The organism is Paenibacillus sp. ALE3 (assembly GCF_054113405.1).
The window spans coordinates 1,602,805-1,612,336 of the sequence record NZ_CM134214.1; the positions used below are offsets into that span (position 1 = coordinate 1,602,805).

At 48.1% G+C, this 9,532-nt stretch carries 1 protein-coding gene (cut by a window edge); it reads left to right on the forward strand.

Going from position 1 to position 9,532, the window contains the following annotated elements:
- A protein-coding gene (locus ACXHJ2_RS07250) for an SDR family NAD(P)-dependent oxidoreductase (RefSeq protein ID WP_165079624.1) crosses the window boundary here: on the forward strand, nucleotides 1-9,511 show its final stretch. Its footprint begins 10,262 nt before the window's first position; the window shows 9,511 of its 19,773 coding nt (coding positions 10,263-19,773); the start codon falls outside the window, past its left edge; the stop codon is at nucleotides 9,509-9,511.
- Nucleotides 9,512-9,532 lie beyond the last annotated feature (21 nt).

Here is a 9,532-nt window from a genome sequence, read left to right on the forward strand (position 1 = left end):
GGATGGCCCAATACAGTTGCATATCGGGCTTTTCCAGAATGAAGATCAAGAGATTTCATATGAGATTTATGGAAATAACGGAGCCGGTGATACAGAGCTTATGATATATAGCTACGGCAATGCGGTACGGAGATCGGCGGTGGAGGTTCCTGCATTGAATATAAAAGATTTGCAGGATACATGCAGCAGAAGCTTTTATCCGACAGCATTGTATGGCGTTTTCAGAGATTTGGGGATTGATTACGGTCCCGGGCATCAGGGGATTGAGATGGTATATGCGGGAGAAGGTCAGGTGCTGGCGAAGCTATCATTGCCCTCCTCAGTCTCTGACACTCAAAGCCAATTTGTCTTGCATCCAAGCATGATCGATTCCGCTTTGCAGGCATCCATAGGCTTGACGCTGGGCTCTGGCGAGACTAAGCCCGCTCTGCCGTATGCCATTCAGGAAGTTGAAATTATAAAAAATTGCAGCTCCACCATGTGGGCGCTGATTCGATACAGTGCAGACGGTAAAGCGGGAGATAAGGCACAGAAACTAGATATTGACCTGAGCGACGAAACCGGAGAGATCTGCGTGAGAATAAAGGGTTATTCATCAAGAATTTTGGATATAGAGTCTATTTCCATAGACGCGCAGTCCAATTCTGGTACCTTGATGCTTGAACCCGTGTGGAAAGAGCAGGGAGTTACCATAGAGGGTGATTTACCTGTGTATGATCGCCATGTCGTGATCCTTTGCCAGCCGTCCGGGATTTCCTGTGAACAAGTAGAAGCTCAAATAAGCGGCGCACAATGTATATTATTGCAACCTGATCAAAACAGAATCGGGGAACAGTTCCAGCGTTACGCCGTTCAGGTACTTGAGCTGATGCAAAGAATTTTTAGCGAAAAAAACCATGGCAAGGTGTTAATCCAAATTGTCACTAACGACCAGGAGGAGCAGCAGCAGCTTGTATCAGGGCTCTCGGGTCTTTTAAAAACCTCCAGAATAGAACATCCAAAACTGGTGGGACAGTTGATAGAACTTGAACAGGATGAGGCCCCGAGTGCAATCATAGATATTTTAAAAGAAAACAGCTGGAGTCCTGAAGACATCCAGATCCGGTATGGGAAAAGCAAACGGTGGATTTCCAGTTGGAACGAGGTTCCGTTTTCTCCGGAAATGGTAGACATCCCGTGGAAGGAGAACGGAGTATACCTCATTACCGGTGGTGCTGGTGGCTTGGGACTTATTTTTGCCAAAGAGATTGTAAATAAAGTTCATAATGTTGCGTTGATTTTAACGGGGCGTTCCGCGCTGGATGAGGGCAAGCGGGCAGAGATAAAGAAATTGGAGTCATTAGGAGCACGAATAGCATATAAGCAGGCCGATGTGTCCCGGGAGCAGGCGGTGGCTGATTTAATTCGGGAAATTGAGGCAGAATTCGGAAGCTTGAATGGCATCATTCACAGTGCAGGAGTAATTCGTGACAACCGTATACTCAAAAAAAATAGCAGGGAAATGCTGGAGGTTCTCGCTCCCAAAGTATTAGGGGTAGTGAACTTGGATCAGGCGAGTAAGAACCTGCCTCTTGACTTCTTCATTCTGTTTTCGTCGGTAGCCGGAGGACTGGGCAATCAGGGACAGGTGGACTATTCTACCGCTAATGCCTTTATGGATGCTTACGCCAGATACCGGAACGCTTTGACAGGATCGCAGCAGCGCCAGGGCCAAACGTTATCTATCAATTGGCCACTATGGAAAGAAGGAGGGATGCATATTGATGAGGAGACGGAGAAGCTGGTAAAACAGCACACAGGCATGGGCAGTATTTCAACTTCTTCCGGCATTCAGGCCTTGTACCGTGCCATGCTTACGGGTGCTGATCAGGTTATGGTGATGGAAGGCAATCTCGAAAAAATGAAAAGAACAGTAGGTTTAATAGCAATTCCGGAAACCAGACAGCTTGAAAAGGTGGCGGGTGCTTCAGCAACTATTTCAGCAATTTCTACTGAAAGTAATGCCGCACCGGACCTGCTGGACAAGGTGCAGACCGCCATGATGCAGGCGGTATCGAAATTGCTGAAAGTCAAACTTGAAGATATTGATGCCTATGTCGAACTGAGTGAGTATGGCTTTGATTCCATCTTGCTCACGCAATTTGCCAACAACATCAATCACTTGTACCGACTTGAGCTGACACCTGCCGTATTCTTTGAATACACTACACTTCATGACTTCTGCAGGTATTTAGTGGACGAATATGCCACCTTGCTTGGTGAGCAGTTTTTCGTCCAGACCCGGACTGAGCCTTCTGTGCAGAATGAAGAGGAGGATAGGGAAGACTGCATCCGCAGTAGACGCCAGCGTTTTCGATTTGCAAACAAGAATGTGCTAGCTATGCCGCAACAGACCCAGGCGGGTTCTGAACCTATTGCAATTGTAGGCATAAGCGGTGTCTTTCCCATGGCCCGGGATGTAGATGAGTTTTGGAAAAATCTTGAGGAAGGCAGGGATTGTATCACTGAAATACCTGAGGATCGCTGGGATTGGAAGGCATATTACGGTGACCCTGCGGATGAGAGCAATAAAACAAACATCAAGTGGGGCGGGTTTATTGACGGGATATATGAGTTTGACCCTTTATTTTTTGGAATTTCACCGAGGGAAGCCGCACTCATGGACCCGCAGCAGCGCCTGTTGATGACTTATATTTGGAAGGCGATTGAAGATGCTGGGATTCAAGCAGCAGGTCTATCTGGGAGCCGTACAGGCATTTTTGCAGGAACCGCAAATAGCGGCTATAGCGGAATGATCTATCAGGGAAATGTGGATGTCGAGGCATACTCCTCCAGTGGAATGGCGCCGTCGGTGGGACCCAATCGTATGAGCTATTTCCTTAATATTCATGGTCCGAGCGAGCCTGTCGAAACAGCTTGCTCCAGTTCACTGGTGGCCATTCACCGGGCAGTAAAGGCTATAGAAGATGGAAGCTGCGAAATGGCAATTGCAGGTGGTGTCAATGTAATTATCACACCTGAGCTTCATATCAGCTTCAATAAAGCAGGGATGCTGTGTGAGGATGGCCGATGCAAAACCTTCTCTGATCAAGCCAACGGTTACGTGCGCGGTGAAGGGGCGGGCATGCTTTTCCTGAAAAAGCTGAAGGATGCAGAAAAGGCTGGAGACCATATTTACGGCATAATTCGGGGTACAGCCGTTAATCACGGAGGCCGGGCGAATTCTCTGACAGCCCCCAATCCGAGGGCACAGGCGGATTTGCTGGTAAATGCATATACAAAGGCCGGTATCGACCCAAGGACAGTCTCTTACATTGAGGCCCATGGAACAGGCACCGAATTAGGCGATCCAATTGAAATTAACGGACTGAAAGCAGCCTTTAAAGAGCTTTATGAGACTATAAAGGGACCCGGGATCAATGAACCCCATTGTGGCCTAGGTTCAGTGAAGACCAATATCGGACATCTGGAATTGGCTGCTGGGATCGCCGGTGTCATCAAAGTGCTGCTTCAGTTGAAGCATAAAAAACTTGTTAAAAGCCTTCATTGCGATGCAATGAATCCCTATATCAAACTTGAAGACAGTCCATTCTATATCGTTCAGGAGACGAGGGAATGGAAGCAGCAGCAAGATGCTTCTGGGAAAAATGTTCCTCGGAGAGCGGGGGTCAGCTCTTTTGGATTCGGCGGTGTCAATGCCCATTTGATCATCGAGGAATATGTTTCGGAAAATCAGGAGAAAGAGCCGGTTACCTTCGCTACCCAAAAGCCGGCTATTGTTGTGCTGTCAGCCAAGACTGAAGCACAGCTGCAAGATCAGGCACGGCAATTGCGGGCTGCAATCCGGGTGCGCCAGTTCACAGACAGCAGTCTGGGAGATATAGCGTATACCCTGCAGGCGGGACGCGAAGCGATGGAAGAACGTTTGGCCTTCACTGTAGTTTCTCTCTCCGAGCTTGAGGAGAAGCTAAAGGGATTTGTGGAAGGCCGAGAAGGTATCCATAGCTTATATGTTGGGCAGGCAAAACGCTATAGAGAAGAAAATAGAGACCGGGAAACACAAAAGGGTGCGGCCGAGACGATTGAGGCGTTAGTTAGTGAAAGCGACTATGCCCAAATCGCACGCCTTTGGGTAAAAGGCGCGGTTTTTGACTGGGACGTGCTGTACGGAAAGAATAAGCCGAACCGTATTAGCCTGCCTACCTATCCTTTTGCCAGGGAACGTTATTGCATAATCGATACCAATAAGCTGAGCGGAGCAAACAATGTTGGACCGAAGCAGGAGACGTCAGCCATCATTCATCCTTTGCTTCAGCGAAATACGTCCGATATTTATGGACTTCAGTTCAGCTCCACATTTACGGGAAGAGAATTTTTCCTCACTGATCATGTGATCAAGGGACAGAAGCTTTTGCCTGGAGTGGCCTACCTTGAAATGGCGCGAGCGGCTGTAGAGGAAGTCGATACATCTCTGGAAGAAAGTCGGATTTGTGTTCGTCTAAAAGATGTATTATGGCTCCGGCCTGTGGTAGCTGAGGAGCGGCCGATTGCTATAAATATTGGGCTTTATCCGCAAGATGGCGGAGAAATTGCCTATGAAATCTACAGCAAGTCTGAATCAGTGGACACGGAGCTAGTTGTGCATAGCGAAGGCAGCGCAGCGATTGTTCCGTTGGCCGAGATTCCTGTCATAGATATTGAAGCCTTGCTGGAGCAGTGCAATCTAGGTACCTATTCATCCCAGCAGTGTTATGAGGCGTTTGCAGCGATGCAGGTTTCCTATGGGCCGGGATATCAAGGAATTGAAAAGATATATACCGGCGTGGGTCAGGCACTTGCCAAGTTGTCCTTGCCTTCTTCTGTTTATCAGACCATGGGACAGTTTGTGATGCACCCTAGCTTGATGGATTCCGCTTTGCAGGCGTCCATAGGCCTGATTATGGGCACAGGCGGAGACCTCATGTCTGATGGTAAAGCTTCTATAAAGCCAGCTTTACCATTTGCATTGGAAGAGCTTGAGGTGTTTAGCGGCTGCACATCAGAGATGTGGGCTTGGGTCCGTTATCGTGAAGGCAGCAGACAGGATGGTCCAGTGCAAAAGCTCGATATTGATTTGTGCGATGTGCAGGGGAATGTTTGTGTAAGCATGAAGGGCTTCTCATCACGAATTGCAGAAGGAGGAACTAGGGGATCAGCGGAATCAGATGAATTGACGATACCTGAGACTTTGATGCTTGAGCCTGTATGGGAAGAACAAGCGCCTGCCCCGAGAGGAACAGCACCTAATTATCAGCAGCATCTGGTAATTCTATGTGAACCAGCACCTATTTCCGGGGAAATGATTGAATCACAAATGAACGGGGTGCATTGTCTCATCTTGCAATCCGAAGAGGAAAGCATGGATGCACGGTTTAGAACTTATGCAGCTCAGGTGTTTGAGCAAATTCAACATGTGCTTAAAACCCACTCCAAACACAAAACATTGATTCAGCTTGTCATTCCGGTACAGGATCATAGGCAGGTATACTCGGGACTTTACGGACTCTTACAAACAGCGCGGCTTGAGAATCCCGGACTGGTGGGCCAACTGATCGAAGTGGATGTGGAGGAAGATGCAGCAGGTCTTATAAATATCCTGCAAGAAAATAGCGGCAACTCCATGGATACACATATCCGCTATCAGTGGGGCAGACGATATGCAGCCGCATGGACGGAAATCCAATCCTCGTGGGAAGCGGGCCGTATTCCGTGGAAGGACTCAGGGGTATATTTGATTACCGGAGGAACAGGTTGTCTTGGTTTGATTCTGGCTGAAGAAATGGCACGACAGACCAAAGATGCCCTTTTAATTCTCGTTGGACGATCTGTGCTTCGTGGTCACACCAAAGCAAGGGTTGAGGAAATAGAGGCCCTAGGAGCAAGAGTCGTATTTCGACAGGCCGATGTCGCCGATAAAAGAGCGGTTGAGGATTTGATCCGGGATATTCAGGAAGAGTTTGGGAAGCTGGACGGAATTGTTCACGGCGCCGGTGTGACCAGCGATAATTTCATTATTCAAAAAACAGGGGAGGAATTGCAGAAAGTATTGGCGCCAAAAGTTACAGGATTGATCAATCTGGATCAGGCCTGCAAAGATCTTCCGTTGGACTTTTTTGTCCTGTATTCATCTGTTGCCGGCAGCCTTGGGAATATAGGACAGGCTGACTATGCTGCTGCCAATGCCTTTATGGATGCCTATGCCAGATATCGCAATACGCTTGTAGAACAGAAGCAACGTCAGGGGCAGACGCTTTCTATTAACTGGCCGCTGTGGAAAGAAGGCGGAATGCGTATTGATAAAGAAACGGAACAAATCATGGAGGAAATGGGGATGTTTGCTATGAAGACCGATACAGGAATGAGGGCTTTGTACCAAAGTCTGGCTTCCGAAAAAGATCAAATCATGGTATTGGAAGGGCGTGCCAATCAGCTCAGAGAAACGCTCTTGCAGCAGCCATCCCTGAATCAGGCTGAAGATGCCTCCTCTATGATTATGGAGAGCAGAAAGGAGTCAGGAATCGGACAAGACCTGCTTGCCGAAAAAGTGGCAAATTATTTAAAGCAACTGCTTGCTGCATCGATCAGACTGCCGGCAAGGCAAATTGAAGTCGATGCCCCTATGGAGAAGTATGGAATTGACTCTATTATGATCAGACAGCTGACACGTGAACTGGAGAAAACATTCGGAACACTACCCAAAACGTTGTTTTTTGAATACCAAAGTATCCGGGAGCTGACCCAATATTTTCTTGAAGTTCACCAGAAGCAGCTGATTCAACTGCTTGGAATGGAGGAAGAGGTTAACGCCGTCCAAGCGTTTACGTCTTCTACTGTGAAGGATAGCCCAGGAAGGCCACTTTCCAGTAGCCGAAGAGAAGCTCGTGAAATGCCGGCTCAGACACAATTACTGGATCAGAAAAAATTCCAACCGCAGCCGGAAACAGTAGGCGGTACGGGGGATATTGCCATTATCGGCTTGTCGGGCATGTATCCTGAGGCGGAGAATGTTGGGGAATTCTGGAACAATCTGCGCAATGGAAAGGACTGCATTACGGAAATTCCCAAAGAGCGTTGGGATCACAGCATACACTTTGACGAGGAAGCGGACAAATCCGGAAAAGCTTACAGCAAGTGGGGTGGCTTTATCAAAGGCGTGGATCAATTTGATCCGAAGTTTTTCAACATCTCTCCTAGAGAAGCAGAAATCATCGATCCACAGGAGCGCTTGTTCCTAAAATGCGTCTATGAAACGATCGAGGATGCAGGCTATACACGAGAAGGGCTTGGTTTGGAAAGGAATGTAGGCGTTTTTGTCGGAGTTATGTATGAAGAATACCAGCTTTATGGGGCGCAGGAGCAGGCTAGAGGCAAAATGATTGCCGTACCAGGGAATCCGGCCTCCATTGCAAACCGAGTTTCTTATTTCTGTAATTTCCACGGGCCAAGCATGGCCGTGGATACGATGTGCTCATCCTCATTGACGACCATTCATCTAGCCTGCCAGAGCTTACAGCAAGATGAGTGTGAGCTTGCCATTGCTGGCGGTGTCAATGTCTCCATTCATCCGAACAAATACCTGATGCTTGGGCAGGGAAGATTCGTATCAAGCAAGGGTCGGTGCGAAAGCTTCGGAGAAGGCGGAGATGGGTATGTGCCGGGTGAAGGCGTAGGGGCCGTATTGCTCAAACCGCTGACCAAAGCAATTGCAGACGGCGATCACATATACGGGGTCATCAAGGGAACCGCTGTGAATCACGGTGGGAAGACCAATGGCTTTTCGGTTCCGAACCCCAAGGCGCAGGCCAGTGTGATTGGGAGGGTATTTAAGAAAGCCGGAATAAACCCCAGAACAATCAGTTACATTGAAGCACACGGCACTGGGACATCTTTAGGTGATCCTATTGAAATCGCTGGATTGCAAAAGGTTTTCCGGGAATATACGGAAGACACGCAGTTCTGCGCCATTGGATCGGCAAAATCTAATATAGGGCATTGTGAGAGTGCGGCAGGGATTGCTGGAGTGACTAAGGTGCTCCTTCAGCTCAAATACGGACAAATCGCACCTTCGCTGCATTCAAACATACTCAACCCGAACATCGACTTTAGCAATAGCCCTTTTATAGTTCAGCAGGAGCTTGAAGAGTGGAAAAGACCGATCGTCACTATAAATGGAAAGACCGTTGAATACCCGAGAATTGCAGGTATTTCTTCTTTCGGTGCCGGAGGCTCCAACGCACATGTGCTTATTGAGGAATACATCCCTAAGGTGCAGGAGACTAGACAAGCTGCCGTGATATTGCAAAACCCGGCCATGGTCGTGCTGTCGGCCAAAAATCAAGAGCGTTTGTACGAGCAGGTACAAAGATTGCTTTCTGCACTCAGAGCATCGGAATACGCAGAAGCCAGTTTGGAGGATATAGCATTTACCCTTCAGGTAGGACGGGAAGCCATGGAAGAACGGTTAGCAGTCTTAGCTAAGTCTACGAGGGAGCTTGAAGGAAAGCTGGAGAGCTTCCTAGCGGGAAATGAGGATATCGACGGACTCTATTCGGGTCAGGCAAAGAAAAATAAAGATATTCTGACTGTTCTTGAAGCAGACGAGGACATGGAACAGTTGGTGGATATCTGGATAAGCAAGGGCAAGTATACAAAGCTGGCAGAGCTTTGGGTTCAGGGCTTGTTATTCGATTGGAACAGGCTTTATGGAAAGGCCAGACCTCGTCGGATGAGTCTGCCAACCTATCCATTTGCTCAGGAGAGCTATTGGATCTCTACGTTCGGAAGCCAGTCCAAGGAGACCAAAATGGAACCTCTTGAAGTTGATATCCCGGCACAAAAGCCTGTTTTCAGTCCTCCTGCTGTCGATGATAATGTGCAGGTACAGACATTGGCAAAAGTACCTGAAAAACCGCAGGGTATTTTGCTGCGCTCAGTTTCTGACATCGAGAAGGTAGCTGATACACCGAAAAAGGCAGCCAAGCCCGCAGAATTGAAGCCGGCTCCGCCGCAACCTAAACCTAAACCTAAACCTATCATTTCCTCACCGCAACTGGCTGTCAAGGATGAGGTCAAGCGATCTGCTAATGGGCCTGCGGCTGTACGGGTTGGTGCCTTGGAGAAGGAACTAATTGAAAGTCTTGCAAAATCCTTGAGTATGGACGAAAAGGACATCGGCCGGGACGATAAATTTATCGACATGGGACTGGATTCTATCATAGGCGTAGAGTGGGTACAGGACGTGAACAAACGGTTTGGAACTTCTATTTCAGCAACCAGAGTGTATGACTATCCTAACATTAAAGAATTTTCCAGATATTTAGCAAAGGAATTAAGCAAATCGGCGGAAGCCTCAAATCAAGTGCCTGTAGAGTCAACTTCTACGCAGCCCATGCAAGCGTTGATCCAGAAGGTGCTGCAAGGTGAATTAAATGTTGAGCAGGCCGATCAGTTGTTCAAGCAATTACACTCGTAAATTGCCGACACGATATTCGTC